General features: G+C 59.9%; 24 protein-coding genes. 4 read left to right on the top strand and 20 right to left on the bottom strand.

Annotated features, from left to right (window positions below):
• Positions 1-32 precede the first annotated feature (32 nt).
• From ACZ5FP_RS23135 to ACZ5FP_RS23125, 3 genes are read right to left on the bottom strand one after another with little or no spacing between them, the layout of a single operon-like run.
• Positions 33-3,122, bottom strand: a complete 3,090-nt coding sequence (locus ACZ5FP_RS23135; RefSeq protein WP_464664802.1) for an efflux RND transporter permease subunit — start codon at positions 3,120-3,122, stop codon at positions 33-35.
• On the bottom strand, positions 3,119-4,204 hold the full coding sequence (locus ACZ5FP_RS23130; RefSeq protein ID WP_464664801.1) for an efflux RND transporter periplasmic adaptor subunit: 1,086 nt from the start codon (positions 4,202-4,204) through the stop codon (positions 3,119-3,121). Before ACZ5FP_RS23130 ends, ACZ5FP_RS23135 begins: the two co-directional genes overlap by 4 nt.
• Positions 4,201-5,346: an efflux RND transporter periplasmic adaptor subunit gene (locus tag ACZ5FP_RS23125; RefSeq protein WP_464664800.1), complete on the bottom strand. Its 1,146-nt coding sequence runs from the start codon at positions 5,344-5,346 to the stop codon at positions 4,201-4,203. Before ACZ5FP_RS23125 ends, ACZ5FP_RS23130 begins: the two co-directional genes overlap by 4 nt.
• Before the next feature lie 103 nt (positions 5,347-5,449).
• On the opposite strand from ACZ5FP_RS23125, the gene ACZ5FP_RS23120 reads away from it, so the two are divergent.
• A complete protein-coding gene (locus ACZ5FP_RS23120; RefSeq protein WP_464664799.1) occupies positions 5,450-6,109 on the top strand; it encodes a TetR/AcrR family transcriptional regulator in 660 nt (219 codons plus the stop codon).
• Positions 6,110-6,141: 32 nt separating this feature from the next.
• Here the strand turns inward: ACZ5FP_RS23120 and ACZ5FP_RS23115 are convergent, their stop codons facing one another.
• From ACZ5FP_RS23115 to ACZ5FP_RS23090, 6 genes are all read right to left on the bottom strand, one after another.
• Complete coding sequence (locus tag ACZ5FP_RS23115) at positions 6,142-7,116, bottom strand: beta-ketoacyl-ACP synthase III (RefSeq protein WP_464664798.1); 975 nt, start codon at positions 7,114-7,116, stop codon at positions 6,142-6,144.
• Complete coding sequence (locus ACZ5FP_RS23110; protein WP_464664797.1) at positions 7,113-8,393, bottom strand: adenosylmethionine--8-amino-7-oxononanoate transaminase; 1,281 nt, start codon at positions 8,391-8,393, stop codon at positions 7,113-7,115. The genes ACZ5FP_RS23115 and ACZ5FP_RS23110 overlap by 4 nt, the downstream gene beginning before the upstream one ends.
• On the bottom strand, positions 8,390-9,028 hold the full coding sequence (gene bioD, locus ACZ5FP_RS23105) for a dethiobiotin synthase (protein ID WP_464664796.1): 639 nt from the start codon (positions 9,026-9,028) through the stop codon (positions 8,390-8,392). The genes ACZ5FP_RS23110 and bioD overlap by 4 nt, the downstream gene beginning before the upstream one ends.
• The gene (locus ACZ5FP_RS23100) at positions 9,025-10,170 is read right to left on the bottom strand and encodes an 8-amino-7-oxononanoate synthase (RefSeq protein WP_464664795.1); all 1,146 of its coding nucleotides are present in this window, start codon (positions 10,168-10,170) and stop codon (positions 9,025-9,027) included. The genes bioD and ACZ5FP_RS23100 overlap by 4 nt, the downstream gene beginning before the upstream one ends.
• Positions 10,167-11,171: a biotin synthase BioB gene (gene bioB, locus ACZ5FP_RS23095; RefSeq protein ID WP_464664794.1), complete on the bottom strand. Its 1,005-nt coding sequence runs from the start codon at positions 11,169-11,171 to the stop codon at positions 10,167-10,169. Before bioB ends, ACZ5FP_RS23100 begins: the two co-directional genes overlap by 4 nt.
• A gap of 172 nt (positions 11,172-11,343) precedes the next feature.
• Complete coding sequence (locus ACZ5FP_RS23090) at positions 11,344-12,012, bottom strand: GntR family transcriptional regulator (protein WP_464664793.1); 669 nt, start codon at positions 12,010-12,012, stop codon at positions 11,344-11,346.
• Between the two features lie 292 nt (positions 12,013-12,304).
• Between ACZ5FP_RS23090 and ACZ5FP_RS23085 the strand changes: the two genes are divergently transcribed.
• The 3 genes from ACZ5FP_RS23085 to ACZ5FP_RS23075 all read left to right on the top strand — a co-directional run bounded on the left by ACZ5FP_RS23085 (position 12,305) and on the right by ACZ5FP_RS23075 (position 14,382).
• On the top strand, positions 12,305-13,381 hold the full coding sequence (locus tag ACZ5FP_RS23085) for a porin (RefSeq protein WP_464664792.1): 1,077 nt from the start codon (positions 12,305-12,307) through the stop codon (positions 13,379-13,381).
• Positions 13,382-13,543: 162 nt separating this feature from the next.
• Positions 13,544-14,038, top strand: a complete 495-nt coding sequence (locus tag ACZ5FP_RS23080) for a hypothetical protein (protein ID WP_464664791.1) — start codon at positions 13,544-13,546, stop codon at positions 14,036-14,038.
• On the top strand, positions 14,014-14,382 hold the full coding sequence (locus tag ACZ5FP_RS23075; protein WP_464664790.1) for a sensor histidine kinase: 369 nt from the start codon (positions 14,014-14,016) through the stop codon (positions 14,380-14,382). Before ACZ5FP_RS23080 ends, ACZ5FP_RS23075 begins: the two co-directional genes overlap by 25 nt.
• A gap of 71 nt (positions 14,383-14,453) precedes the next feature.
• Here the strand turns inward: ACZ5FP_RS23075 and ACZ5FP_RS23070 are convergent, their stop codons facing one another.
• The 11 genes from ACZ5FP_RS23070 to ACZ5FP_RS23020 form a co-directional block, all read right to left on the bottom strand.
• Positions 14,454-16,604 (bottom strand): carboxy terminal-processing peptidase, encoded by a 2,151-nt coding sequence (locus tag ACZ5FP_RS23070; protein WP_223614705.1) that lies wholly within the window; start codon positions 16,602-16,604, stop codon positions 14,454-14,456.
• A gap of 195 nt (positions 16,605-16,799) precedes the next feature.
• A complete protein-coding gene (locus ACZ5FP_RS23065) occupies positions 16,800-17,699 on the bottom strand; it encodes a ribokinase (RefSeq protein ID WP_464664789.1) in 900 nt (299 codons plus the stop codon).
• A gap of 18 nt (positions 17,700-17,717) precedes the next feature.
• Entirely contained in the window at positions 17,718-18,365 is a 648-nt protein-coding gene (locus tag ACZ5FP_RS23060; RefSeq protein WP_464664788.1) for a TenA family protein, read from the bottom strand.
• 4 nt (positions 18,366-18,369) lie between these two features.
• Positions 18,370-19,212 (bottom strand): BtpA/SgcQ family protein, encoded by an 843-nt coding sequence (locus ACZ5FP_RS23055; protein WP_464664787.1) that lies wholly within the window; start codon positions 19,210-19,212, stop codon positions 18,370-18,372.
• A gap of 53 nt (positions 19,213-19,265) precedes the next feature.
• On the bottom strand, positions 19,266-20,030 hold the full coding sequence (locus ACZ5FP_RS23050) for a glutamine amidotransferase (protein ID WP_346307996.1): 765 nt from the start codon (positions 20,028-20,030) through the stop codon (positions 19,266-19,268).
• A 42-nt stretch (positions 20,031-20,072) separates the two neighbouring features.
• Positions 20,073-21,095: a phosphotriesterase family protein gene (locus ACZ5FP_RS23045; protein WP_464664851.1), complete on the bottom strand. Its 1,023-nt coding sequence runs from the start codon at positions 21,093-21,095 to the stop codon at positions 20,073-20,075.
• A gap of 50 nt (positions 21,096-21,145) precedes the next feature.
• Positions 21,146-22,150: an ABC transporter permease gene (locus tag ACZ5FP_RS23040; protein WP_223614700.1), complete on the bottom strand. Its 1,005-nt coding sequence runs from the start codon at positions 22,148-22,150 to the stop codon at positions 21,146-21,148.
• Complete coding sequence (locus ACZ5FP_RS23035) at positions 22,147-22,962, bottom strand: ATP-binding cassette domain-containing protein (RefSeq protein WP_464664786.1); 816 nt, start codon at positions 22,960-22,962, stop codon at positions 22,147-22,149. Before ACZ5FP_RS23035 ends, ACZ5FP_RS23040 begins: the two co-directional genes overlap by 4 nt.
• Complete coding sequence (locus tag ACZ5FP_RS23030) at positions 22,959-23,912, bottom strand: ABC transporter substrate-binding protein (protein WP_346306291.1); 954 nt, start codon at positions 23,910-23,912, stop codon at positions 22,959-22,961. Before ACZ5FP_RS23030 ends, ACZ5FP_RS23035 begins: the two co-directional genes overlap by 4 nt.
• Positions 23,913-23,951: 39 nt before the next feature.
• On the bottom strand, positions 23,952-24,974 hold the full coding sequence (locus tag ACZ5FP_RS23025) for a LacI family DNA-binding transcriptional regulator (RefSeq protein WP_346306290.1): 1,023 nt from the start codon (positions 24,972-24,974) through the stop codon (positions 23,952-23,954).
• A gap of 185 nt (positions 24,975-25,159) precedes the next feature.
• Positions 25,160-25,657, bottom strand: a complete 498-nt coding sequence (locus ACZ5FP_RS23020) for a GAF domain-containing protein (RefSeq protein ID WP_403181894.1) — start codon at positions 25,655-25,657, stop codon at positions 25,160-25,162.
• Positions 25,658-25,704: the final 47 nt, after the last annotated feature.

The raw sequence follows: 25,704 nt of genomic DNA, 5'->3' as shown, positions 1-25,704 counted from the left end.
GGCGGAAAGCTGGCTCCGCCCGCTTCAACCAATCATGCATTCGCGCTTGCCGGTTCCTGATGCCCCGCGGGCGGAACCGTGTTGTCAGGCGCCTTGATGCGGAACCATGCAATGTAGAGTGCGGGCAGGAACAGAAGCGTCAGCACCGTACCCACGATAATGCCGCCCATCATGGCATAGGCCATCGGCCCCCAGAATATTTCCCGGGCAATCGGGATCAGCGCAAGGCTGGCCGCGGCTGCCGTCAGCATGATCGGCCGCATGCGATGCTCCGTCGCTTCGACCACCGCACTCCACGGATCCTTGCCTTCCCGCCGGAGATCCTCGATCTGGACGACAAGGATCACGGAATTGCGGATCAGAATGCCGATCAACGCCAGGACGCCCAGCAAAGCCACGAAGCCAAGCGGGGAATTGCTGGAGAGCAGCGCGGCAACGACGCCGATGATGGCCAGCGGCGCTACCGCAAAGACCAGGAACAGCCGCTGGAAGCTTTGCAGCTGGATCATCAAAAGAGTCACCATGGCAAACAGCATGAGCGGAGCAACGGCTGCGATGGGCGCCTGGGCCTTGCCGCTTTCTTCCACAGCACCGCCCACGACAACACCGTAACCCGGCGGCAGCTTGCCCGCGAACTCAGCGACCTTGGGCGCCAGCTGCGTCACCACTGTTGCGGGCTGAAGGTCGCCGACGATACCCGCCTTGAGCGTTATGGTGGGTTGGCGCGCGCGACGCCATACCACCGACTGCTCCAACTCGTAGCGGAAGTTTGCAACGGCCGCAGCCGGCACGGACTGGCCGTTGCTGGTCGTCAGCTGGATGTTGCGAAGCTGGTCGATCGAGCCGCGTTCATCGGCGCGGGCGCGCACGACCACATTGATCAGATAGATCGAATCCCTGACCTGCGTGATCGTCGAACCGCCGACAACGGCATTGAGCGACGAGGCAATCGATTCCGAGGTGATCCCGAGCTGACGCGCCTTGTCCTGCAGCACGTCGACCTTGATGACGCGGGAGGGTTCGTTCCAATCGAAGGTGATGTCGCCGATGGATGGATTGCCGGCAACCAGATTGGCCATATCGTGAGCATAGTCGCGCACCTTCTGCACATCCGGCCCGCTGACACGGTACTGGACCGGGCGGCCGACCGGTGGTCCGATATCCAGCAGATGGACAAAGGCGTCGGTGCTTGGAAACTCGTTCTTCAGCCATGCCTGCAACGTCGTCCGCAGCCGGTCGCGTGCCTCCAGGCTCTTCGTCACGATCACCGTCTGCCCGAAGAACGGATTTGACGGCTGCACGTCGAATGACAGGAGGAAGCGGATGGCACCCTGCCCGACATAGGAACTCCAATGATCGATATCGGCGTTGCCAGCCAGTTGCTCCGCCTCGAACTTGTCCATCTGCGCCTTGGTTTCAAGGATCGAGGCATTCTGCGGCAGGTTCCAGTCGACAATCAGCTCATGACGGTCGGAGTTGGGAAAGAACTGCTGCTGGACGTGACCCATTCCGTACAGGGAAACCGCGAAAATCACGACGGTCGCGGCGATGGTCACCCAGCGGAACCGCATGCAGAGCAGGAGAATACGCTGGAACCACAGGGTAAACCGGCCGGGGTTCTCGTGCTTGTTCTTCATGGTCTTCGGCAGCAGCGTCACGCCGAGCAGCGGCGTGAAGATGACTGCCACGATCCACGAAACAACCAGCGATACGGCGATCACGACGAACAGCGTGTAGGTGAATTCACCCGCCGCACTGCTGTTGAGGCCGACGGGAATGAAGCCGGATACCGTCACCAGCGTGCCTGTCAGCATCGGAAAGGCCGTGTGCGTGTATACATAGGTGGCGGCCTTGCGCAGATTGTCCCCTGCCTCAAGCCGCGCCACCATCATCTCGACCGCGATCATCGCATCATCGACGAGCAAGCCCAGCGCGATGATCAGCGCGCCCAGTGAAATACGCTGGAGCGAGATGCCCATATATTCCATCACCATGAAGGTGATCGCCAGGACAAGCGGTATGGCCAGCGCAACCACGAAACCGGCACGCATGCCCAGGCTGACAAAGCTGACCGCCAGCACGATGGCGACGGCCTCAAACAGCGCGCGCGTGAAGCCGGATACCGCCTCCTCGACGATTTGCGGCTGGTCCGAAACCAGATTGACGCCAACGCCCACAGGCAGATCCGCCGTAATCTGCTGCATCTGCGCCTTGAGGTGTTCGCCAAACTTCAAGAGGTTGCCGTTCGGCTTCATGCCGATGGCAAGACCGATGGCTTCCTTGCCGTTCACGCGGAACAGGCTGGTCGGCGGATCGACATAACCGCGGGTAACCCGCGCGACATCGCTCAACCGGAAGAAGCGGTCATTGACGCGAAGGTTGATGGCCTGCAGGCTCTTCTCCGACACGAACTGGCCGTTCACCCGGATCATCACCCGTTCAGGGCCGGTTTCGATGACGCCCGACGGGGTGATTGCATTCTGCGCCTGCAGGGTGCTGATGATGGCCTGCTGGTCCAATCCCAGGGCCGCAACCTGTTTGGGCGAGAATTCCAGATAGATCGCCTCGTCCTGCGCACCCACGAGCTCGACCTTGCCGACATCGGGAACCGTCAGGATTTTCCGCCTGACGTCTTCGACGTAATCGCGCAGTTGCCGCCGGCTCAGCCCGTCGGAGGTAAAGCCGTAGACATTGCCATAGACATCGCCGAACTGGTCATTGAAGAACGGCCCGACGACCCCTTGCGGAAACTGCGGGGAAATATCCCGGATCATGTTGCGGACGCGGATCCAGGTCTGCGTGACGGCATCGCCGCGCACCGTATCCTTGAGATTGAGAAAAATCGTCGTCGATCCCGGCGAACTGACACTGCGGGTATAGTCCAGCGTATCGAGTTCCTCGAGCTTCTTTTCAATCCGCTCGGTGACCTGTGTCGTCGTGTCCTCGACCGAGGCTCCCGGCCATTGGGCCGAGATCACCATGGTCTTGATGGTGAAGTTCGGGTCTTCCTCGCGGCCGAGATTGAGATAGGAGAAAATCCCGGCAATCGTGAAAACGATCATGAAATACCAGACGAGAGAGCGGTGATCGAGCGCCCATTCCGAGAGGTTGAACTTCTTCATAGCGGATTCCCGTCAGTCATCTTGATTTTCTGGCCTTCGACCAGGCTATGCGCCCCGGCCGTGGCGATCCGTTCACCGTCGGTCAGTCCGGACACGACAATGGCGTCCGCATTGGTGCGGTCTTCCAGCTTGACTTCCCTGGCCGAAACCGCCGCCTGCTTTTCATCGATCAGCCACACGAACGTCTTGCCATCCTTGTCGAGGATTGCCGTTGCCGGAATGCGGATGCGCGGATCCGCTGCGGTGGTGAGATAAGCTGTCACCGTGGTCCCCAAGCGGAACCCTTCCGGCGGCTGCTGCAGCGTGATGCGGGTTCGGCGCGTGCGCGTGGCTTCATCCGCCTGCGGTGCGATTTCCCTGACAACACCTGCCGTCTGTATTGTCGGATCGGTCTGCAGGGAGACACCGAACCTGCTTCCCGCCTCGATCGCGCCAGCCACCGTTTCGGGAATATCGACCACCGCCTCACGGACATCAGGGCGTGCAACGACGGCCACCAGCTGGCCGGCCGTCACGGTCTGTCCGACATCGGCCTGCAGGGACGTCACCACGCCGTCGAAATCGGACCGCAACACCGCATAGCCGAGTTCTTCGCGCGCCTTCGTCAGATCAGCTTCTGACCTTACAACCGAGGCGACGGCGGCTTCATAGGCCTGCTGCGCCTGATCGACGACAGCCTCCGTCGCCGAATTCTGGCTGAGGAGCGCCTTCTGCCGGTCGGCCGTCGACGCGGCGTTGGCAAGCTGTGCCTTGGTGGACGACAGGTTCGCCTGCGCCGCCTGCACCGCCAGTTCCAGCGCGAGCGGATCGATTGCCGCGATCTCCTGCCCGTTCGAAACCTGGTCTCCGACGGACACATCGCGGCGCACGATGCGCCCGAGGGTGCGGAAGCCGAGCTGGGTTTCAAAACGCGGTTCTATCTTGCCGGCAAATCCCCGGACCTGCAGGGTTTGCGATTTGACGACAGTCGACAGAACCGGACGCACGACATCCGGCTGCTTGGCCTCGCCTTCCTTCTGGCAGGCACTGAGAGCAACACCCAGACTGACAAGGCTTGCGCCATAAACGAGAACACGCCTCATGACGGATCACCACTCTTGATTGCTACAATCTCGGTTGGCCGCAACCGGGTTCCGCCTGTCGTCACCACCTGTTCGCCGGCCTGCAATCCGCCGCCGATCGCCACAGACAGCGACTCGTACGCCGTCACGGTCACGTCGCGCAGGCCGACGGCGTTTGTTTGCGGATCGACGACCCAAACGGCCGGCTTGCCATTGTCCGAGGTCAAGACCGACGATGGCAGAACAGCCGCCTTGACGGCCGGCAATTTGACCGTTCCGATCACCACGGAACCAAGAGCCATCTGAGGCGTGGGGTTTTGCACCGCGACCTTGACCCGCACGGTGCCGGAGGCATCGTCCACCGTCGGAGAGACTTCGCGGATAATGCCTGTGGCCGTTATGGCGGGGTTGTCGAACAGAACAATCTGGATCTGCTGATCGCCGATACTGCGCGTGACCAGTCCCTCATAGACATTGAAAATCGCGTCGCGCGGACCATCCACCGCCACCGTGAACGCAGTCGATGCGATCTGCGTCACCTGCCCCACCTCGATATTGCGCGCGGTAACCACGCCGGAAGCGTCGGCTTTCAACTCGGTATAGGACAGAGTTTCGCGCGATGTCTGCAATTGCGCCCTGGCTGCATCGAGCGAACCCTGTGCCGTGCGCTGGGCTTCCTCGGCGCTGTCATAGGCGCTCCGCGTGGTGAACCCCTGCGCGAGCAGCGCTTTTTGCCGGTCGAAGGCGGAGGTGGTCTGACGTAACTGCGCCTCGGCGGAACGGACCGCCGCATCGGACGCGGCAACGTCGGCCTGCTGCTGGGTCGGGTCGATACGCGCCAGCACGTCGCCGGCAGCGACATGGTCACCCACATCCACAAGCCGTTCGGTCACCTTCCCGCTCACCCGGAACGAAAGATTGCTGTCGATCTTCGCCCGTATTTCACCGGTTACCGAAACACTCTGCGCATAATCCGTGAACACGATCTTGGCGACATTCACCTGGGCCGGAGGCTTCTGTTCAGCCGCTTTTTTCGGCTGGCAACCGGCCAGCAGGGCAAGCCCCAAAATCATCACCAGCAGCCTGGGCACGGCAGACACATCATACCGTTGCCGCTGGCGCTCAACCACAAATCCGGAGGAGAAAAAGTCAGGCCGCATCATTCAACCAATCCATGAAAAGGTGTGACGGGTATATTATTGACTGATCGTTCAGTCAATGTATAATGTTGTCCAAGTCGACTTCAAGGCTCCATTGGATGAAATCATGGCCGAAATAAAAAATGCGTCAAGCACAACCGGGCCGGACACCGCCCCCGGCGTGCGGGCGCGCCGCAAGGCACAGCGCCCGCAGGAGATCCTGCATGCGGCTTTCGACGAGTTCGTCGAGCGCGGCTATACCGCCACGCGCATCGAAGATGTGGCCCGGCGGGCGGGCGTTACCAAAGGCACGATCTATCTGTATTTCCAGAACAAGGAAGAGTTGTTTCACGATGTCGTGCGCAAGCTCTCGCAGCCGATTTTCAACGAAGAGCAGTTCCTGAGCGAGCATCAGAACCGCCCGCCGCATGAGCTCATCCGGCTTTTCCTCGATACGGTTTACGAGCACATGACCGTCAATCCCTACTCGCGGGAAATCCTGCGTTTTCTGATTTCCGACGGCCGGAGCTTTCCCGAACTGACAATGGCTCACTACAATGAGTTTGTCCTGCCCATGCTGACCATGTTTCAGAACCTCATTGAAAAGGGCGTCCGGGAAGGTGTTTTCCGGCCGGGAGCCGCGACCAGCGAGAGCAGCCATATCCTGCTCAGCCCGGCACTGACATTGACGATCGACAAGCTCCTGGACTGCCAGACCAACCTGCCGCAACTCGACGACTATGTGAACGCGCATTACGACATGATCATGCGCAACATTCAGAAATAGCGCCGCTCAAGGCGGCTCATTCGGACACCTGTCTAGATGCCCCAGACAACGGCGCCGCCGGTCAGGCCCGCACCGGCAGCCGTCAGCAACAGCCGTTCACCCCGCATGAATCGCCGGTCACGCTGCGCCAGCGATAGGGACAGCGGAATGGTGGCTGCCGAAGAATTGCCATAGGCCGCTATGGTGCGGACCGTCCGCGCGGCATCGATGCCAAGATTGCCGCTGACGAGATCAAAAATACGCGCATTGGCCTGATGCGGCACGAACCGGCTGACGTCCTGCGGGCCAATACGCGCATCCGCCATTGCCCGTTCGGCGCAGCGCGTCATCATGTGCACGGCCTGCGCAAACATTTCCTTGCCGTCACGCATGGTCATCAGGCAGTCCGCCGCCGCCATGTCCGGCGAGAAAGGCGTCTTTGAACCGCCGGCGGGAATGGAGATCAAATCATAATGGCTGCCATCGGCGGCCAAATCCACACCGAGCAGGCCCGTACCCGGCTCCGCCGATGGCGCCAGAACGACAGCACCTGCCGCATCGGCAAAGAGGACGGCACTGGCCCGTTCCGCCGGGTTGATGCGGCGGCTTAAGATGTTGGCGGCAACCACGAGAACCGGCCGCTTCTGCGTGCGCACGAAGCCGTCTGCCAGCGTCAGCGCATAGAGGAAACCCGAGCAGGCGCCGGCAAGATCCACGGCACCCGAATTGACGAGCTTGAGCCGATGCGCAAGCAGCGGCGCCGACGGTGGCAGGAGATGGTCGGGCGTTGACGTGGCCAGCAGCGTCAAGGCGATATCGGCCGGTTGCAGCCCGGCGTCATCAAGTGCCGACTGCCCGGCCTTTGCGGCGAGATCGGTGAGCAGCTCGCCATTCCTTGCCCAGTACCGGGTGCGGATACCCGTTCTTCGCTCGATCCAGCCGGGCTCGAGCCCAAGGTTGACCTCTATCTCCGCGTTGTCCACGCGGCGCTCCGGAACGTAATGGCCCAAACCAATGATACGGCTCATCGCCTGCCTGCCGCAAACAGGTCCGCTGCCTCATCAATCGCGTCATAGGCACGATCAAGATCGCCCTCCTCCACGCAATAGGGCGGCATCAGATAGATGATATTGCCAAGCGGGCGGATTAGCAGGTTTCGGGAACGGAAGAACGCGCGCAGCTTTGGTCCGGCATCCGACAGATAACCCGACGCAGGAACGTCCAGATCAAGCGCTGCGATCGTACCCGTCTGCCGCACATTGCTGAATCGGTTATCTGCGGCAAACCGTTTGAGTTTCCCGCGATGCATGGCTTCCAGCGCTTGAATACGCGCCTCGACAGGCTCGTTTTCCCACACGGCAAGGTTTGCGAGGGCCGCTGCACAGGCAATCGGGTTTGCGGTGTAGGAACTCGAATGAAAGAACATCCGGCTGCGGTCTGTCGACAGATGCGCATCAAAAACCGGCGCCGTGCACAGCGTGGCGGCCAGCGGCAAGGCACCGCCCGTCAAGCCCTTTGACGTGCACAATATGTCCGGCGCGATGCCAGCCTGATTGCAGGCAAAGAGCGTCCCCGTACGCCCCCAGCCCGTCATGACCTCGTCGGCGATGAGCAACGTGCCATGCCGCTCGGCAATCCGCTTCAGTTCGGCCAGCACAAAGGCCGGGTACATCCGCATGCCCCCTGCCCCAAGCACCAAAGGCTCGACCAGCAATGCCGCGACCTGACCGCTCCGGCACAGCCTTTCAAATTCATCGAGCGTGGCCTGTTCGTGGCCGGGCGAGGGAAACGGCAAACGGTCGACGCTGAACAAAAGCGACTGGTAGGCCGCGTTGAAGACGCCGCGCTCCCCCGCCGACATGGTTCCAATCGTGTCGCCGTGATAGCCGTCCTCCATGACGACAATGCGCGAGCGCGGCGCACCGGCATTATGGAAGAAGCCGAGCGCCATCTTCAGCGCAACTTCCACGCAGGTCGACCCGCTGTCCGAATAGAACACATGGGTGAGGCCCGCAGGTGCCACGGCCAGCAGGCCGCGCGCCAGCTTTTCCGCCGGTTCATGGGTGAATTCGGCAAAGATGATCTGGTCGTAACTGTCGCAGGCGGTGCGGATCGCCTCCATGATCAGTGGGTGCCGGTGCCCGTGCGTGATGACCCACCAGGAGGAAATCGCATCAAGGATGGCATTGCCTTCCGCATCGAACAGCCAGGCTCCCTCCGTTCCGACAATGCGTTTCATCGCGGGTTCAAGCGCGTGCTGTGTGAACGGATGCCAGACCGGCGAGGATACGAGGGAGCCGGTCATGCGGTTACCGTCCGGAAATGTGCCATGTCGAAATGATCGCGAAAGGCTTGACGCAGCGCTTCGGGTGTCACGGCTGCAAGCAGTGGCAGTCGCCCGAGGCAACGGACCCGTCCCAGTTCGCCGATGATATGCTGGGTATCCGCAACTTCATCGCCAATAAAGACGACACCGAAGACCGGCACCGAGCGCTGCCGCAAGGCTTCCAGCGACAGTAATGTATGGTTGATCGTTCCAAGTCCGGTGCGGGCGCACAGTATGACCGGCATCCGCCAGCGGGAGAAGACATCGGCAAACACCACGGTTTCCGTCAGCGGAACCATGACACCGCCGGCACCCTCGATAATCAGGGGCGACGCGATCGAGGGCGGGACCAGCAATTCCGGTTGTATCTCGACATTGTCCAGCCGGGCCGCGCGATGTGGAGAGGCAGGCGCGCGCAGGCGCCATGCCTCGGGAATGATCCTTCCGGCCGGTATCCCGCCGAGACGCATGACAGCCTCGCTGTCCGTTTCCCCCTCAAGACCGGCCTGGACCGGTTTCCAGTAACAAGCGCCGAGCGCATCGGCCAACGCGGCGGAAAAGACTGTCTTGCCGATATTGGTATCTGTTCCTGTCACGACAAAACGCTGTGTCATGCGGCCTCCTCGGCAAGGGTTATTTTCAGACAATCCAGCATCCGGGAAATCGCTGTCTCATCGACATTCAACGTGATCGCAATCCTCAATCGCGCAGTGCCTTCGGGTACCGTCGGCGGGCGGATCGCACGGATGTCGAACCCTTCCGCGCGCATGCGTTCGGCGACACGCAATGCGCGGATCGTACCGCCGATCATGATGGGCAGTATGTGCGAGCCGCTGCTGCCCATGCCGGTTGTTTCTGCCAGATATGACCGGGCAAATGTCGAAAGGCGCTGCAGGTCCAGCCGGCGCCGGGGTTCCTCGGCAAGCATTTTCAGCGCCTCGCGCACCCCCGCGGCCATGAGCGGGGACGGGGCGGTGGAATAGATGAAGGAACGGGCGCGGTTCACGAGGTAATCACAGACGACCGCATTTGCCCCCAGGAGCGCACCGGATACCCCCAGCGCCTTGCCGCATGTATGCAGGAGGACAACATTGTCGCGCCGCTCGAGCCCGGTCGCGAGACCACGGCCATTGTCGCCGAACACGCCGGTGGCGTGCGCTTCATCGATGACAAGAAAGCTGTCATAACGGTCCGCGAGCGCCGCAAGTTCAGCAAGCGGCGCGCGGTCCCCATCCATGGAGTAGAGGCTTTCCACTGCGATCCAGGCATGGCCGCTGCCGCCCGCCTTGCGCCACTTGGCCAATTCATTTTCGAAGCTCCCGACATCATTGTGCCGTGCCGCCACCGCCTGCGCGCGGCTCGCGGCAATGCCTTCATGCGCACTTGCATGGATCAGCGCATCGTGGACGATGAGATCGCCGCGCTGCGGCAGGGTTGAGAATAGCGCGGCGTTGGCCGCGTAACCAGTCGAAAAGTACAGCATCTGCTGTGAGCCGAATAAGGCCGCCGCCTCTTCTTCCAGCAATGCATGTTCCGCATGATTTCCGCGCAAGAGACGCGAGCCGCCCGATCCGGCCGGGACGCCGCGCTCCATCGCGGCGGCGATGGCGCTTCTGATGCGCTGCGAATGGGCAAACCCGAGATAGTCGTTGGAGGTAAAATCGATCCCGCCATTCGGCATGAGGAAACGTCGCCTTCCCCTCCGTTCCAGCCCGGCCAGGGTTTTGCCGTAACCGGCGAGAAAGCCGGACATCACTGCGACGCACCCAGCGGCATAGCCTTCAGCCCCAACCGGCGGAACAAGGCCGCATCGTGGTCCTCGCCGGGGTTTTCGGTGGTGAGCAACGTATCGCCGACAAAGATCGAATTGGCGCCGGCAAGGAAACACAAGGCCTGCATCTCGTCGCTCATGTCCGAGCGGCCGGCGGAGAGACGAACATGGGTCTTGGGCATCAGGATACGGGCAAGGGCAATGGCGCGGACAAATTCGATGGGGTCCACCGGGGCAGCGTCGGCCAGCTTCGATCCTGGAATGGGGATCAGCATGTTGATCGGCACGCTCTCGGGCGGCACGGGCAGGTTCGCCAGTGTAACCAGCATGGCGATATGATCGTCGACCGTCTCGCCCATGCCAAGGATGCCGCCCGAGCAAACCTTGATCCCGGCATCGCGCACATGCGCCAGCGTTTCGAGGCGATCGGCAAAGCTGCGGGTGCTGATGATCGCGCTGTAGAAACGCTCCGACGTATCGATGTTGTGATTGTAATAGTCGAGACCGGCGTCGGCGAGCCTTGCGGCCTGTTCCGGCGAGAGCATGCCCAGCGTCATGCAGGTTTCCATACCAAGCGCGCGGACACCTTCGACCATGGCAACGATCATGCCGATGTCGCGGTCCTTGGGGCCTCGCCATGCCGCACCCATGCAATATCGCGTTGCGCCGCTGTCACGTGCCTTGCGCGCTTCCGCGACAACCTTTTCGACCTGCAGGAGCTTTGAGGCCTTGAGCCCGGTGGGATAATGCGCCGACTGACTGCAATAGCCGCAATCTTCAGGACATCCGCCTGTTTTGATCGACAGCAGCTTGCTCAACTGGACGGCATTGGGATCGAAGCACCGCCTGTGCACCGTCTGCGCTTCGAACAGCAGATCATTGAATGGCAAATTATAGATTTTTTTGGCTTCATCAACGCTCCATCGCTCCTCCACATCATTAGTGGACGTAAAATCTCCTGGCTTCTGCGGGGAAACTTTCAACATTTGCGTGCGGCCTCGTATGCTCTGCGCCATCTGATGGCTTATTATAGATAGAATCATAAATTATCTATAATTTTATAAGGCACACACAAAAATGCAACCGTCATGAACGGCCGGCACAAGCGGAAGTGCTTATCTGCTCAAAAATCGAAACGCAGGCGACGTACTGTCCTGGTCAGCCGACGATGGCGAAAACGTCGCGGGTCGAACCAGTCGGGCTTTTGACCGGCTTTTGCCCGATCCACTGCACATGCCGCTCAAGGACTGCAACGGCATTTTCGATATTGCCCTGGCGCAGGAAACCCAGGATCGCCCTGTGATCGTGGTCGGTTCGAACTTCCCACTCCGATCGCCACGCGGAAAACAGAAAGCGCGCGCTCACCGAATGAAGGTCATCGATGGCCGCCAGGAGACGCGGCATCGCGCATGGCGTGAGAATCAGGCGATGGAAACGCCGGTTGGCCTCTTCCCAGGAGCGCACGTCGCGGGAGTTATCGCCGGCAACGGTGGCCTGTTCGGCCTCTTCCAGAATGGACGATGTCAGGTGCGGCGCAGCGTGGCGGAGCGCCAGCCCCTCAAGCTCGGCGCGCATCAAAGCGACTTCGCGCACCTCGGCCAGGTCAAACGACGCAACGCGCACGCCCCGGCGCGGCTCACTCACGGCAAGGCCCTGTGCTTCGAGCTTGCGGAGGGCTTCCCTGACCGGGACATGACTTGCGCCGAATTCTTCCGCCACATGATCCTGCCGCAGCTTTGCGCCCGGCTCCAATTGGCCGGTCACAATCCTGTCCGCAAGGATGCGGCTAATGCGATTGGCGATGGTGTCTTCGTTGGCTGCGGTCATGGTTCATAGTTATTTTGCTTCATATCCCCTGTCGAGCCCGCGGCCACGTTTTACCGGCGCAATCAATCAGTTCTCATCGCAAATGAGCGGCTTCTGACTGTTGCAGGAATAGCACACGGGTCAAGGCAAGACGTGGTTTTTACAAGAAACCAGCTTGGCTTACTCGTCCACACCGGTTGCGTGATAAAACCGTTACAAATCTCCACTACGGACGGTACAGACAGCGATTTCATCTGTTCGTTGCAAGGCAATGCGGCTGAGCAACCCATTCAATAGAGTGTGGAGATCCCCCATGACAATCAAGAGCTTCCTTCTCGGCTCGGCTGCAGCGCTCGTTGCAGCAACCGGTGCACGCGCTGCCGACGCAGTCGTCGTTGCCGAACCAGAAGCCGTTGAATATGTTCGCGTTTGCGACACCTACGGCAAAGGCTTTTTCTATATCCCCGGCACGGAAACCTGCCTGAAAATCGGCGGTTATCTGCGTTATGACGCCAAGGGCGGCGATAATGTCTACAAGGGCGGAGAATTCGGAACCTGGCAGAAGAAGACGCGCGCCACGCTCCGTTTCGATGCCCGCACGGAAACCGAACTCGGCACGTTGCGCTCCTATATCGAGACGCGTTTCCAGTATAATAATGGTGCCAATGATACGTCCATACCGAATGCCTATATCGAACTCGGTGGCTTTCGTATCGGCGTGGCCGATGAAATCTTCGGCTCGTTCACCGGTTATGCCGGCAATATCATCAACGACGACGTGATCAACTATCAGTCGGACCACAGCAACCAGGTCAGCTATACGTTCAATGCGGGCAATGGCTTCTCCGCCATGATCGGCGCCGAACAGGGCGAAAGCGTCGGCAACAACTACTACAGCTACGACTATCGTATCGACGACTACATGCCTCACGTGCTGGCCGGCGCAAAGTACGAACAGTCCTGGGGCAAGATTTCCGGCATCGTCGGCTACGACTCCAAGGCCGAGGAATGGGCCGGCAAGCTGCGTCTGGACGTGAAGTTCACCGACACGGTATCCGCATGGGTCATGGGCGGTTACCAGACCAACTATGATGATGCACCGCTCGGCCGCCGCAACTGGTTCGGCACCTGGGAAGGTGACTACGCCATCTGGGGTGGCCTGGCTGCCAAGGTTTCGGACAAGGCCACTATCAATGCACAGCTTGCCTATGAATCCGAAGGCACGCTGGCGGGTGCTTTGAACGTTGCCTATGAAATCGTTCCCGGCTTCACGATCACGCCTGAATTCAACTACACCAAGTTCGACGGTGCCCGTAAGGATTATTCGCTTGCCCATGGCGGCAACGACGATGCCTTCGGTGGCGCGATCCGCTTCCAGCGCAACTTCTAATACCAGATGCAAGAAATTTGGCGATGCTGACATTCAAGCAGCATCGCCAAGTGGCAAAGTTGATACGATCTCCAGTCAAATCCTTTGCACAGAACGGCGGGCCTTACGGGCTCGCCGTTTTTATTTCTGCCGGTTCGTCATCAGCTGTCGGTTGTTTGCGATGTGCGGACCCGTATTGACATCCTTCACGTCAGGTTTGCCGGTATCGAGCAAACCGCTCCATCCGCCGCCAAGCGCCTTGTTGAGGGCGATGTAATCGGCCGCGATTGCCACGCGGCTTTGCAGCAGGGCATCTTCTGGCGATTTTTCTGGACGCTCGCCCTCACCATAGCCGGGGTCATCCTTGTCGTGGTGGCAATCAGCACGATATTCGGACTGTCGCCGCCCAAGGGCGCCGCGCAGGACCTCATCGAGACGGCGATCCTGGATTCGGCCGCCACGGTATTGAAAGACTCGGGCACCGGCGCCCTGGCCAGGTTCGCCGCAGCGGCCGCATCCTTTCCGGCGAGCCGTACCAGTTCGACAAACAGCCCGTTGATCTCGTGGAGCTCGTCAACGCCATCGTGGAGGACGCCGCGTTTGAAGGGCAAGCGCACGGGGTTGTTCTCGCGGTCATCGGCGTCGATACCGCCGTGTCCCATGTCAATGGCGAATTGATTTACCGTGCCATCGAAAACGTCATTCGCAACGCCATCAAATACAGCGAACCGGGCGGCAAGGTTGTGATACGCACCGCCATCCTCGCCGGCGGGAAAGCGCTGCAGATCCGGGTGGAGGACACGCGGCCCGGCCTTCCCGACTCTCAGATGGAAGCAATCTTCAGGCCGTTTGTGCGGGCCGAAAGCACGGGCGATGCGCGCGCGGGAGTCGGCCTCGGCCTGGCCATCACCCGGCAGGCCATCGAGCTGCATGGCGGATCGGTCAGAGCCCACAAGGCGCAACCGAGAGGTCTCATCGTCGAGATCGTCGTGCCGCTCACATCGGACCGGCCGCAGAGGTAACCGGTTCGCCAAAGTGCTCCACCCGGGTTAACCGGGTGGAGCATATTATCCGGTCAAAGCCGGCGCAGTCTCTATTTGCCGTTGGTATTGGCCGGCTGCTGAACTGCAAGTTTCGGAATTCCCGCCAGCAAATCCGCTTCATCACCGAGAATATGCGCTGCTTCGTCGAGCAATACATCCTTGGCGCTCTTGCGGGCTTTCTCGATGGCTATGTCCGCGCTCAGGCTGCGCTCATTGGCCTGCAGGCCGTCATCCTGGGTCGACGCATCGGCTGAATCGTCGTCGTCTCCGGCGCCTGCCCCGTCATTCACCTTCTCGCGCGACTTGATGCGGCTGGCCTGCGCCGCCATCTCATTGCGGCGTTCGGTTTCATTGAGCGAGACAACCCGCTTTTCCCGCTGCGCTTTCAGGTCGGCCATATCTTCCACGAAGCGCTGGAAGTCCGGGTCCTTTTGCACCCGTGCATCGTGCAGGCTCTGCAGTTGCGGCAGCAATGCCTTCACATCGCCGATTGGCGTGTATTCCGCCGGTTTGACCTGCGCCCACGGCAACGCATTATCGTAGCTCGACTCGCCGAAACTCTTGGGATCGGAGAAGCCGGGCAGGGTGATATCCGGCGTCACGCCGCGCAACTGGGTCGTGCCGCCGTTCACCCGGAAGAACTGTGCAACCGTCATCTTCAGCTCGCCGAATTTCGGCTTGCTGTTGCGGGCGATCTGATCGAGGTTGACGACGGTCTGCACCGTGCCTTTGCCGAAACTGGGCTCACCGACAATGACGCCCCGGCCATAATCCTGTATCGCCGCCGCAAAAATCTCGGATGCGGATGCGGAACCACGATTGATCAGGACCGCAAGCGGGCCGGTCCAGGCGGGCGCGGGAAGATTGTCCTTCTCGACATTGACCTCGCCGCCGGCGTTGCGCTCCTGCACGATCGGCCCCTTGCCGACGAACAGGCCGGTCAAATCAATGGCCTCGGCCAGCGAACCGCCGCCATTGTTGCGCAGATCGATGAGAACGTTATCGATCTTGTCCTTCTTCAGTTCGGCCAGAAGCCTGGCCACGTCGCGGCTTGCACTCCGATAATTCTTGTCGCCCTTGCGGCGCGCTTCAAAATCCTCGTAGAAGGCCGGCAGCGTGATGACGCCGATCTTGCGCGTGGCATCACCATCCTTGATCGACAGGATCGTCTTCTTGGCTGCCTGCTTGTCGAGGCTGATCTTGTCACGCACGAGGCTGATCACCCGGTGCTTGCCGTCCGGACCGGCATCGGCGGGCAGGATATCCAGCCTGACAACGGAATCCTTCGCGCCGCGGATCATCTTGACGACTTCATCGAGGCGCGTACCGACCACTTCCTTTATCGGACCACGCTCGCCCTGGCCCACGCCGGTGATGCGATCGCCGACAGCCAGCTTGCCGGACAGTTGTGCAGGACCGCCGGCCATCAGCTCGCGAATGGTCGTGTAGTCTTCCCGCTCCTGCAGAACCGCGCCAATGCCAACCAGCGAAAGCTTCATCGAGATATCGAATTCGGCTGATGCCGTCGCTCCGAAATAATCCGTATGCGGTTCGATCGACGTGGTGTAGGCATCCATGAAAATCTGGAACACGTCGTCGCTCTTGTACTTGTAAGCGCGTTCCAGCGAGTTCTGATACCGCTTGTCGAGGGTGTCGCGGATGGCAGCGTCGGTCTTGCCTGCAAGCTTCAGGCGGAGCCAGTCATTCTTGACCCGCTTGCGCCAAAGCTCGTCGCTCTCCGCTTCGGATTTCGGCCAAGGCTCCTTGTCCCGGACAAAGGGATAATCTTCCTTCACACTGAAATCGAAATTCTGCTTGAGCAGCGAGCGGGCATAGGTGAGGCGTTCGACAACGCGCTGCTCATAGATGTTGAAAATGGAAAAAGGGATGCGCAGATCTTCCTGGTTGATCGCGTCATCGATCTTCGTGCTGTCGGCCATGAACTTGTCGATATCGGCCTGAACGAAGAGGAACCTGTCGGGATCGAGTGCCTTGAGAAAGCGGTCCATGATCTTGGCGGACAGGGCATCGTCAAGCGCAACGGGCTTGTAGTGATAGCGCGACAGAAACTCAGCGCTCAAGCGGGCGGCTTGCGCCTGCTGCTGCAGCGGCGCCAATACCGGCGGTGAACCTGCATCCAGTGCGTAAGCCGGAGGGGCAAACGCCAGAAACACACTGAGCAAACCATATTGTATACGCATTAAAGCTTCGATCCGATTTCGACGTTTCAGTTTCGCTGTTTAATGTTGGTGGAACAATTATGGTTTTTTGGCAACCAGACAGCGGATTATTCGTGCCGTCATCCCGATAAATTCTGTTTCAGCCCGCAGGTGCAGCCAAATTATCTGCCGCAAAAGCGGCGCTGACAATTCACAACGGCTTGAGGCCGCCGATTCTCAGGACGATGCCAGCAAGGCTTCCAGCTCCGACGCTGTCGGAAAGGCCGAATGGGTTCCGCGTCTGGATACGGTTATGGCGGCGCCCCGCACCGCATGCTCGATTGCCAGCCTGTCCAGGCGGCAATGGCGCCGGGCCGACGATGCGAGGGCCACGGACATGAACGTATCTCCGGCCCCCGTCGTATCAACCACAACGGAGGGTTGCGCCGGTACTGCGATGATCTCCTGTCCATTCGCAAGAATGGCGCCTTCGCGCCCCAGTGTCAGAACGACATCCCGGACACCGCGTTCCAGGAGATGGTTCGCGGCAGCATTTCCACTGGCTCCAGTCAACGCCAAGGCTTCACCCTGGTTGAGAAACACAATGTCCACCAGTGCCCAGAGATCCGAGAAATAGGGGCGCAAAGGCGACGGGTTGAACGCAGTCACCATCCGAAGACCCTTTGCCTGCTCAAGGATTTCACGTGTTGCCTGATGCGACAGGTTCCCCTGCAGGATCGCCAGATCACCCGGTTCAGCGGCGTGTAGCTTCACAGCAACATCGGCTGAACTCAGGTTCTGCGCGGCGTCCGTTGTTGTGACAATCGCATTTTCACCGTCGGGCAGCCGGAAGATGATGGAGGTATCGCTCGATTTTCCATCCAGCTCGACCAGTTCTGTCACGAGCGGCTCATTCTGCAAGCGCTGGCGGATCGCTGCCGCGCGCGCATCATTTCCAACCGGCGCGACCAGTGTCGTGGGCAGCCCGCACCGGGCCATGACCACAGCCTGGTTCGTTCCCTTGCCGCCCAGATCGTGCGCTCCAACCTCGCCGAGGATGGAGGCCCCGGAGGTTGGCAGGGCGTCCACGATAATCGTTTCATCGATGGTGACATTGCCGATTACATAGGCGCGCATCGGGAGGCCTTTGGAAAGTTAGAGGTATGGCGCGTCATGAAAATCGATTTCGAGCTGCATGGCATGGCCGAAAATGCTGCTAAGCCGGACACACGTCTGCTCGGAAAGACTCGGCCCCGCCAGATCAAGCTGATGCTTAAGCCACAATGCCTGTTCGGCAAACCCCTGGCTCACATGCAGATCAACCCACTCCTTGAGAAGCGGATCACTGATGCGATGCATCGAGGCCTCCTTTGACCACGTCCAGTACATCCACTCCGCCGCAAACATGGCGGCCACGATGTCGAGAAACCCGCCTTCGGCTGCAATGCAGAGCATCCCCGACCGGAAGGCCTCAACCGCTGGAATCGTAACGTCGAATGCGGCCGGATCGATTGCGCGGCGCGCGAAGGTGCGCTCGAAATAGACGATCTGCTCATTGGCAAGCGCGTCAAGCACGGCAATGAGCCAGCGCTTCTGCTCCATGGTTTGCGCCGTTGCCGCCGCATAGGCGAAGATGGAAATCGCCGTGTCGACAAAGGCGCCTTCATAGACGAGATAGCGGTCGAAGGCGCCCCTGCTCAGCGTGTCGTGCTTTATGTCCCTGACAAAACGATGATCCAGCATCGTTTGCAGAACAGTCGCATTTTCTCGAAGGATGCGGTCGGAGAGACTTTCGTTTTCCATCCTCTCAGTGCTCCAGCCCCGGTTCTGCAGCGGCGCGGAATGCCTTGACCCGCTCGATGTCCACCGGGTTCCACCACACCCCGCCCTGTTTCAACGAGGATGCAACGATGACACCGTTGGTCCGCTTGAGTATTTCGACGATGTTGTCGCTGTTGACACCCGATCCGACCAGAAGCGGCAGATGCGTTGCCGAGCCGATCTCCTCGATCTCCTCGATGGTGGCGACGTTGCCCGTGCGCTGGCCCGTGGCGATGACACCGTCGGCATCAAAGAAAGCGAGGTCGCGGGTCAGCTCTTCGATCGTCCGGTCCGCAACGATGGCGTGGCTGCCATGCTTCACATGGCTGTCGGCAAAGACCTTGATGTGCTCGGCGCGCAGCATCGACCGATAGCGCATTGCCTCGGCCGCCCTGCCTTCCATGAAGCCTTCATTCGCGACATAGGCATTGGCCCACTGATTGACGCGAATGAACTTGGCACCGCCGGCCATGGCAATGGCGAAAGCCGGAATGGGCGCATTGGCAAGCACATTGATCCCGAGCGGGATACCGATGGCCCGGGCAATGCGATCCGTGACAACGGACATGAACCCGGTTGTTTCGGGCCCGATATCGTCCGGCTTGCAAAAGGGGATATCGCCATGGTTTTCGATGACCAGACCATGCAATCCCCCTTCCACGCAGGCTTCCGCGTCGCGCATGCAGGCATCGTAAATCGTATCCATATCCGCCCCCCTGTAGCGGGGTGCCCCGGGGAAGGCCGGGCAATGGATCATTCCAATGAGCACCTTGTTGGTGCCGAATATCTCCTGCACCGCGTTGGAGCTACGATCCGATATTTCCTGCATGTCGTTCCCTTTCATAGGTTTTTTGAGATAGCGGCTTGCGCGCGTCGAGAAAATCAGCGCGTCAGCCAGGCCAGAATGTTCTTCCAGAGCTTGCCGTAACCTTCCCATTCGCAGAAGGCCGGGGAGAGCCAATGTGGCCCGATATCGGAGGTCCAGACGGCCGTGTTGCCCTTGCCATGGCGCCCGAGAACCAGCAGCGGATGGCCGCCCTGATCGTCCGGCAGCGTCGCAACCACTTCGACATCCGCGCCGTCACGAATTTCAACCTCATTGACCCCGAGAAGTACCGGCCATTCGCCGCCAAGACCAGCCATGACAGGATGATCCGGCATGACGATCTTCGCCGTCGTGCCTTCAGGAATTTCAACGCGGTCATCATAGGGAAGGCAGGTCACCGGAAGCACGTCTTCCACGGGGGTCCGCCGCCAGCGCGCCTTGCCATCGATACCCTGGAACGAGAAGTACCCGCCCACCATCAGCAACGCGCCGCCCTTTTCCACCCAGGCCTTGATCAGTTTCAGCCGGTTGGGAACGGTGCGCGAATGCAGCCAAACATCAGGCGGCAGCAGCAGCGAGTTCGCGCCGATATCCGACAGGATGATGACGTCATAGGCATCCAGCCCTGCCATGTCATAGGGGAATTTTTCGACCGCTTCATGCGCGGGCATGTAGGTCAGCTCGAACGCGCTGCCCGCGAGCGCCTTGACCAGCGGCTCTGCACCCAGATGAAACGTTACACTGCCGAACTGATCGAAACCTTTGTAGTGCGTGGCCGAACTGACCCAGCTTTCGCCAACGAGAAGGACTTTCTTTGTCATGGGATCACCAAACTTTCGTGAATATCAAAATAGGGGTTAGCTTCAGGCTCCAGCCTGAAAAACAGCGCGCGGATTGGCCCGCATCATCTGATCAAGAGCCGTTTCATCGAGGCCATGCCGCTTGAGGCGTGGCAGGAAATGGCGCAGCACATAGGCGTAGCCATTGCCGCCATAGCGGGTCAGCATCATCTTCAGAAACACGTCGTGCGACAGCAGAACCCGGTCGAGATAACCGGCCTCGGCCAGGTGCACGATGGCGCGGGCGGCTTCTTCGTCGCTCGGGCACTGCACCTGCTGATCCGCATAGAAGAAATCCATGCCTATCATGTCGTATTCAATGAAGGCACCGCGGGCCGCGAGTTCACTCTGATAGCTGAAATCATCGTGGGAGGGGTTCATGTGGCAAAGAACCGTGTGCCTGATATCGGCACCCTCCTGCGCCACGACGTCGAGCACGCGGTGGCCGAGCCTGAACCAGCCCGGGAGGTGCACCATGAGGGGAAGGCCCGTCCGCACCTGTGCCTGAGCCGCGCCGCGCAACGACTTCTCCTCCTCAGCGGTGAAATCCGACGAGACGCCGATTTCACCGATGAGCCCGATTTTGACGTCGGTGCCATCGACACCTTCCACCGCTTCCCGCACGATCTCGTTGGCGATATCGCCCACGGTCATATCAGCGACTTCGGCCGGATGGGAGGAACCGAGATAGTAGCCGGCCCCCATTACCACATTCAGGCCCGCGGCTTTGGCGATGCGCCGGAGAGCCAGCGGATTGCGGCCAATGCCCCGGCATGTCGGCTCCACCACGGTCTTGCCGCCGGCATTGGCAAAGGCGCGCAGTTCTGAAATCGCCAGCGGTTCGTCATCAAGCGTAATGTTGTGCTTGTTGACGAAGGGGTCCTGCTTGAGTTCGCCCAATATTTCCATGCAGACGAAGCCACCGGCAAGGTACTGCCGCTCCGGCGTTTTCGGCGCATGCCACCAGCAGCGGCAATCGTTGAGGATGTGCTCATGCATCAACGTGATGCCGAGCGCTTCGGCGGCGATGGGGCCATTGACCGTCATCACCTTGCCGGAGCGGATATGTGCTTCTGACAGATCGCTGTTCACAGGACTCACCTCTTCTTGCCGCTGCCGAAGCGGAAGTTAGCCGTGAATATCCGTGTGTTCAGCCAGATGGCGATCAGGATGATCGCACCGGTGACGATCTGAGTGAAGAATGGCGAGATGTGCATCAGGATCAGCCCGTTGCCGATCACCGCGATGGTCAGCGTGCCGAGAACCGTTCCGAGGATGGTGCCCCGGCCCCCCATGAGGGATGTGCCGCCGAGAACCACGGCCGCGATCACCTGGAGTTCAAAACCGACCGCTGCATTGGACGATCCGGACCCCAGTCGCGCTGCGATCAGCAACCCGGCCACGGCGCAGGCCACGCCGGAAATGAGATAGACCGAAGCGATGATCCACTTGGCAGGCATGCCGACCCGGCGCGCGGCTTCCGCATTGGAACCGACCGCTACGACCTGACGGCCATATTTGGTCGAAGTTATCGCCACATAGCCCAGAACGGCAACGACGGCGGCGATGATGGCCGGAACAGGGACCCCGCCAATGACGCCGCGACCCAGCGCGAAGAAACCCGGCGCATCCTGAATGGGGATCGAATAGCCCTGCGTCAGATAGAGTGCGAATCCCCGCAGGATGGAAAGACCGGCAAGCGTAACGATGAAGGCCGGAATCCCCTGGTAGGCGATGAACCAGCCCTGGACGAAACCAAGACCGCCGCCGAGCACGATCATTGCAACCACGACCAATGGCCAGGGATATCCCATCGCCATGACGACAGCCGCAACCGCATTGATAAGGGCGACTTGCGAGCCGACCGACAAATCGATGCCGCCGGTGATGATGACGAAGGTCATGGTGATCGCAACGATCAGCAGCGGAGCCGCCTGCCGCACGATATTGAGAATATTGCCAAGGGTCAGGAACGTATCGCTGCCGATCGAGAAAAAGACCATGCAGGCGACAAAAAACACGGCGATCGACAGAACCTGCGCGTGCTCGCCGAAAAAATCGGCAAGGCGCGATCCGTGACCGCGTTCGGTATAGACGGTCATTGCTTTGCTCCTTCGCCAACGATCAGTTTGACCAGATCCTCGAGATTGGTGCCGCCGATCTGGCGTTCTGCGACCTTCGTGCCTTCGTACATCACCGCAATGCGGTCGCAGACGCGGAAAAGGTCCTGAAGACGGTGCGTGATGAGGATGACCGAAACGCCATTGGCCTTCACGCGATTGATCAGGGAGAGAACCGCTTCGACTTCGGCCACGGCGAGTGCCGATGTCGGCTCATCCATGATCAGGACGTTCGGCTTGAACGACGCTGCCCGGGCAATCGCGATGGCTTGCCGCTGGCCGCCGGAGAGGTGGGCAACCTTGCTGGTCAGTTTGGGAATACGGATTTCCAGCGCATCCAGCATTTTGCGTGCTTCGGCCAGCATTGCCTTGCTGTCAAGGAACATGCCCTTGCTGAGCTCGCGCCCGAGAAAGAGATTGCCGACTACATCGATCTCATCGCAAAGGCTCAGATCCTGGAAGACCATTTCGATATGTCTGTTGCGCGCATCGCCCGGGCCGGTGAGATGAATGTCCTCGCCCTCGATGGACATGGTGCCGCCGTCCGGAATGTAGGTACCGGAAATGATCTTTGTCAGCGTCGACTTGCCCGCGGCATTGTCACCGACAAGCCCAAGGCATTCACCGGGATAAATGTCGAGATCAACACCACGCAACGCCTGGTGCGAGCCGAATGATTTGCGTATGCCGCGCAAGGAAATACGCGGTGCGGCATGTGCGTCGCCGGCAGATCCGGAGGGAATACCCCCTCCGGAACCGATGGCAGCAGATCTTTGCTGACCGACCTCGATCATTTGAAGACGGCCCTGTATGGGTCAACATTCGCCTTGGTGACGATGGTGACGGGAACAGCGATGTTCTTCTCGACGGTCTGGCCGGCCGCAACCTTCTGCAACGCATTCACGGCGGCGGCACCCATTGCCGACGGGTCCTGCTGGATAACCGCGGCAACGAATCCGGCATCGATGCCGGCAATGGCTTCCGCCGTCAGATCCCAGCCGAACACCTTGATGGTGCCCTGCTTGCCCTGGCTCTGCACGGCAGCGATGGCGCCCATAAGGGCAGGCTCGCCGGTTGCATAGATGGCTGTCAGGTCCGGGTTGCCGGTAATCAGGTTCTCGGCGGCCGCAAGCGCGTTGTCCTGCACATTCTGGCCGTCGACGACGCCGGCAACTGCAACACCGTCAACACCCTTGATCGTCTTTTCAAAGCCTTCCTGCCGGACATTCTGGATATAGGAGTTCAGCGCACCGACAACACCGATCTTGGCCTTGCCGCCCATATTGGCTTTGACGTAGTCAAGGAAGAACTTGCCCATGTCGGCACCGGCCTTGGCATTGTCGACGCCGATCTGGGCTTTCTGCGGACCTTCGGGAAGGATCGCGTCGATGGCGACAACGGGGATACCCGCGTCGGCGGCCTGCTTGACGGCGGGCATCAGGCCGTTGACGTCGATGGCGACGACCGCAAGACCCGATACCTTTTCCTGAATATAGGTCTCCACGGCACTGTTCTGCGCCGTCGGTTCATTGTTGGAATTGAAGATAACCAGCTTGACGCCGGCGGCGTCGGCTGCCTTCTGCGCGCCCTGGTTCATCTGGTTGAAGAAAAGCGCCTGCTGGTTGATCTGCACCAGCGCGATTGTCTTCTTTTCCTGTGCGATCGCAGTCGACGAGGCGGCGCAGCTCAATGCCGTGAAGCCAGCCAATGCAATCAATGTTCTCCTGCTCAAATTCAAAGTCATGTTCTCATCCTCTGTTGGTTTTCTTACCGTTCCATCTTGTTATTTCGCCGGCGGGGCAACGGAGTTCCGCACGACGATTTCGACTGGCAGCAGTTCTTCCGAAGCGGAAGGTTTCCACTCCTGCCAGTTTGTTTCCAGAAGCAGTTCGAGCGCCCGGCGCCCGAGTTGCCGGACCGGCTGACGAATGACGGTCAGCGGCGGTGCAAAGAGATGCAGCGGCCCGACATCATCGAAACCGATGATCGAAACATCGTCGGGAACCGACACATTCCGGTCCTTGAAGACTTCGATCAGGCCGATGGCGATTTCATCGGAGCTGGCAAAGATGGCCGTTGCCGCGTGCTGCTCTTCCAGATAGCGGACGGCGGCTTTACGCCCATAATCGATGGTGTATTCACCGGCGTAACGATCAACCTTCGCCGTATCGCCATGCTGTTCGCGCAGCGCGCGCATCAGGCCATCGAAACGGCGGCGCGCGCTGATCATGCGCTCGTCGCCGCCGATGAACAGAACATGGCTGTGCCCCTGTTGCGCCAGGTGAAGACCGGCGAGATAACCGCCATGATCATTGTCGCAGAACAGTTTAGGCGCTTTCGAACCCGGAACGTCTTCGTCGACGATGATGACCTTGCCCGAGCGGTTGATAAGGCCGGCAAGCGCACCGTCATCCGGGTGGTTGGTGATGAAGATCAGCCCGTCGACATGATTGCGTTCGATCAGCTGCAGGTATTCGATTTCACGCCCTGCCCGGTTGAGCGTCGCATGCAGCGAGACCGCCAGCTTGCGCTCGTCGGCTGCCTGCTCGACGGCGGCGACCAGGGTTGAAAAGAACGGGTTGGCAATTTCAGGAACAACCAGACCGATGGTGTCCGAACGCCCCATGCTCAAACGCCGCGCATGTGGATTGGGTATATAGTTCAGCGATTTGATTGCATCTTCGATGCGTTTCTTGGTGTGATACGGCAGATCAAGACTGCCATTGACCAGGCGCGATACTGTCGTAACCGACACGCCAGCTGCGGCGGCAACATCTTTCAGACTGGGCGTCGTCTTCTTGATCACAAGCGCTTTTCCCATTGTAAAGCGGTTTAGTAAATCGCTTTACAAGACAAACGCACTTCATGGTTCTTGTCAACCGGGATTCAGAATCGACAGAATAATCCTGTGAGATTCCCTGTCGGGGCCGATCCGAAAATCAGAAAATATGGAATTTTAACAACGTGTTGGCCGGCGCGAAAATTTATCGCTCAATCGTCCCAATTGCATGCGGCAACATAGATTGCGGCGAGTTTTTCCATGCCGAACTGATCGATGCTGTCAAACCGGCCGGGTATCGGACTGTCCAGATCGAGAACACCCAGAATGCGTCCCTCATGGAAAAGCGGCACGACAAGCTCCGAACGGGATGCGGCATCACAGGCAATATGTCCGGGAAAGGCGTGGACATCCTCGACGAGAATCGAGGTTCCCTGCGCAACAGCCGTTCCGCAGACGCCATTGCCAACGGCGATACGCACGCAGGCCGGCTTGCCCTGAAAGGGGCCGACAACGAGTTCGTCTTCGGAATAAAGGAAATAGAAGCCGGCCCAATTGAGATCGGGCACCATCTGGAAGATCAGCGCCGAGGTGTTGGCTGCATTGGCGATGGCATCGTTTTCATCAGCGAGAAGGCCGCTCAACTGAGCGCAGAGTTCGCGATAAAACTCGGTCTTGTCAGTGTGATTCATCGTCTTTGCCGCAAACATCGGACGCCTATCCTTTTCGTGCCAATCGTCGTGGCCGCCACCAGCCG

Source organism: Phyllobacterium sp. T2-21 (assembly GCF_055378485.1).
The sequence above is the reverse complement of the archived record's forward strand: the minus strand, read 5'-3'. Positions and strand labels throughout refer to the sequence as shown.

What these genes read in the sequence shown, in the direction of transcription:
- ACZ5FP_RS23135 (WP_464664802.1), bottom strand. Translation starts at nt 3,122, where the DNA reads ATGAAGAAGTTCAACCTCTCGGAATGGGCGCTCGATCACCGCTCTCTC.
- ACZ5FP_RS23130 (WP_464664801.1), bottom strand. Translation starts at nt 4,204, where the DNA reads ATGAGGCGTGTTCTCGTTTATGGCGCAAGCCTTGTCAGTCTGGGTGTT.
- ACZ5FP_RS23125 (WP_464664800.1), bottom strand. Translation starts at nt 5,346, where the DNA reads ATGATGCGGCCTGACTTTTTCTCCTCCGGATTTGTGGTTGAGCGCCAG.
- ACZ5FP_RS23120 (WP_464664799.1), top strand. Translation starts at nt 5,450, where the DNA reads ATGGCCGAAATAAAAAATGCGTCAAGCACAACCGGGCCGGACACCGCC.
- ACZ5FP_RS23115 (WP_464664798.1), bottom strand. Translation starts at nt 7,116, where the DNA reads ATGAGCCGTATCATTGGTTTGGGCCATTACGTTCCGGAGCGCCGCGTG.
- ACZ5FP_RS23110 (WP_464664797.1), bottom strand. Translation starts at nt 8,393, where the DNA reads ATGACCGGCTCCCTCGTATCCTCGCCGGTCTGGCATCCGTTCACACAG.
- bioD (WP_464664796.1), bottom strand. Translation starts at nt 9,028, where the DNA reads ATGACACAGCGTTTTGTCGTGACAGGAACAGATACCAATATCGGCAAG.
- bioB (WP_464664794.1), bottom strand. Translation starts at nt 11,171, where the DNA reads ATGTTGAAAGTTTCCCCGCAGAAGCCAGGAGATTTTACGTCCACTAAT.
- ACZ5FP_RS23090 (WP_464664793.1), bottom strand. Translation starts at nt 12,012, where the DNA reads ATGACCGCAGCCAACGAAGACACCATCGCCAATCGCATTAGCCGCATC.
- ACZ5FP_RS23085 (WP_464664792.1), top strand. Translation starts at nt 12,305, where the DNA reads ATGACAATCAAGAGCTTCCTTCTCGGCTCGGCTGCAGCGCTCGTTGCA.
- ACZ5FP_RS23070 (WP_223614705.1), bottom strand. Translation starts at nt 16,604, where the DNA reads ATGCGTATACAATATGGTTTGCTCAGTGTGTTTCTGGCGTTTGCCCCT.
- ACZ5FP_RS23065 (WP_464664789.1), bottom strand. Translation starts at nt 17,699, where the DNA reads ATGCGCGCCTATGTAATCGGCAATGTCACCATCGATGAAACGATTATC.
- ACZ5FP_RS23060 (WP_464664788.1), bottom strand. Translation starts at nt 18,365, where the DNA reads ATGGAAAACGAAAGTCTCTCCGACCGCATCCTTCGAGAAAATGCGACT.
- ACZ5FP_RS23055 (WP_464664787.1), bottom strand. Translation starts at nt 19,212, where the DNA reads ATGCAGGAAATATCGGATCGTAGCTCCAACGCGGTGCAGGAGATATTC.
- ACZ5FP_RS23050 (WP_346307996.1), bottom strand. Translation starts at nt 20,030, where the DNA reads ATGACAAAGAAAGTCCTTCTCGTTGGCGAAAGCTGGGTCAGTTCGGCC.
- ACZ5FP_RS23045 (WP_464664851.1), bottom strand. Translation starts at nt 21,095, where the DNA reads ATGACGGTCAATGGCCCCATCGCCGCCGAAGCGCTCGGCATCACGTTG.
- ACZ5FP_RS23040 (WP_223614700.1), bottom strand. Translation starts at nt 22,150, where the DNA reads ATGACCGTCTATACCGAACGCGGTCACGGATCGCGCCTTGCCGATTTT.
- ACZ5FP_RS23035 (WP_464664786.1), bottom strand. Translation starts at nt 22,962, where the DNA reads ATGATCGAGGTCGGTCAGCAAAGATCTGCTGCCATCGGTTCCGGAGGG.
- ACZ5FP_RS23030 (WP_346306291.1), bottom strand. Translation starts at nt 23,912, where the DNA reads ATGACTTTGAATTTGAGCAGGAGAACATTGATTGCATTGGCTGGCTTC.
- ACZ5FP_RS23020 (WP_403181894.1), bottom strand. Translation starts at nt 25,657, where the DNA reads ATGTTTGCGGCAAAGACGATGAATCACACTGACAAGACCGAGTTTTAT.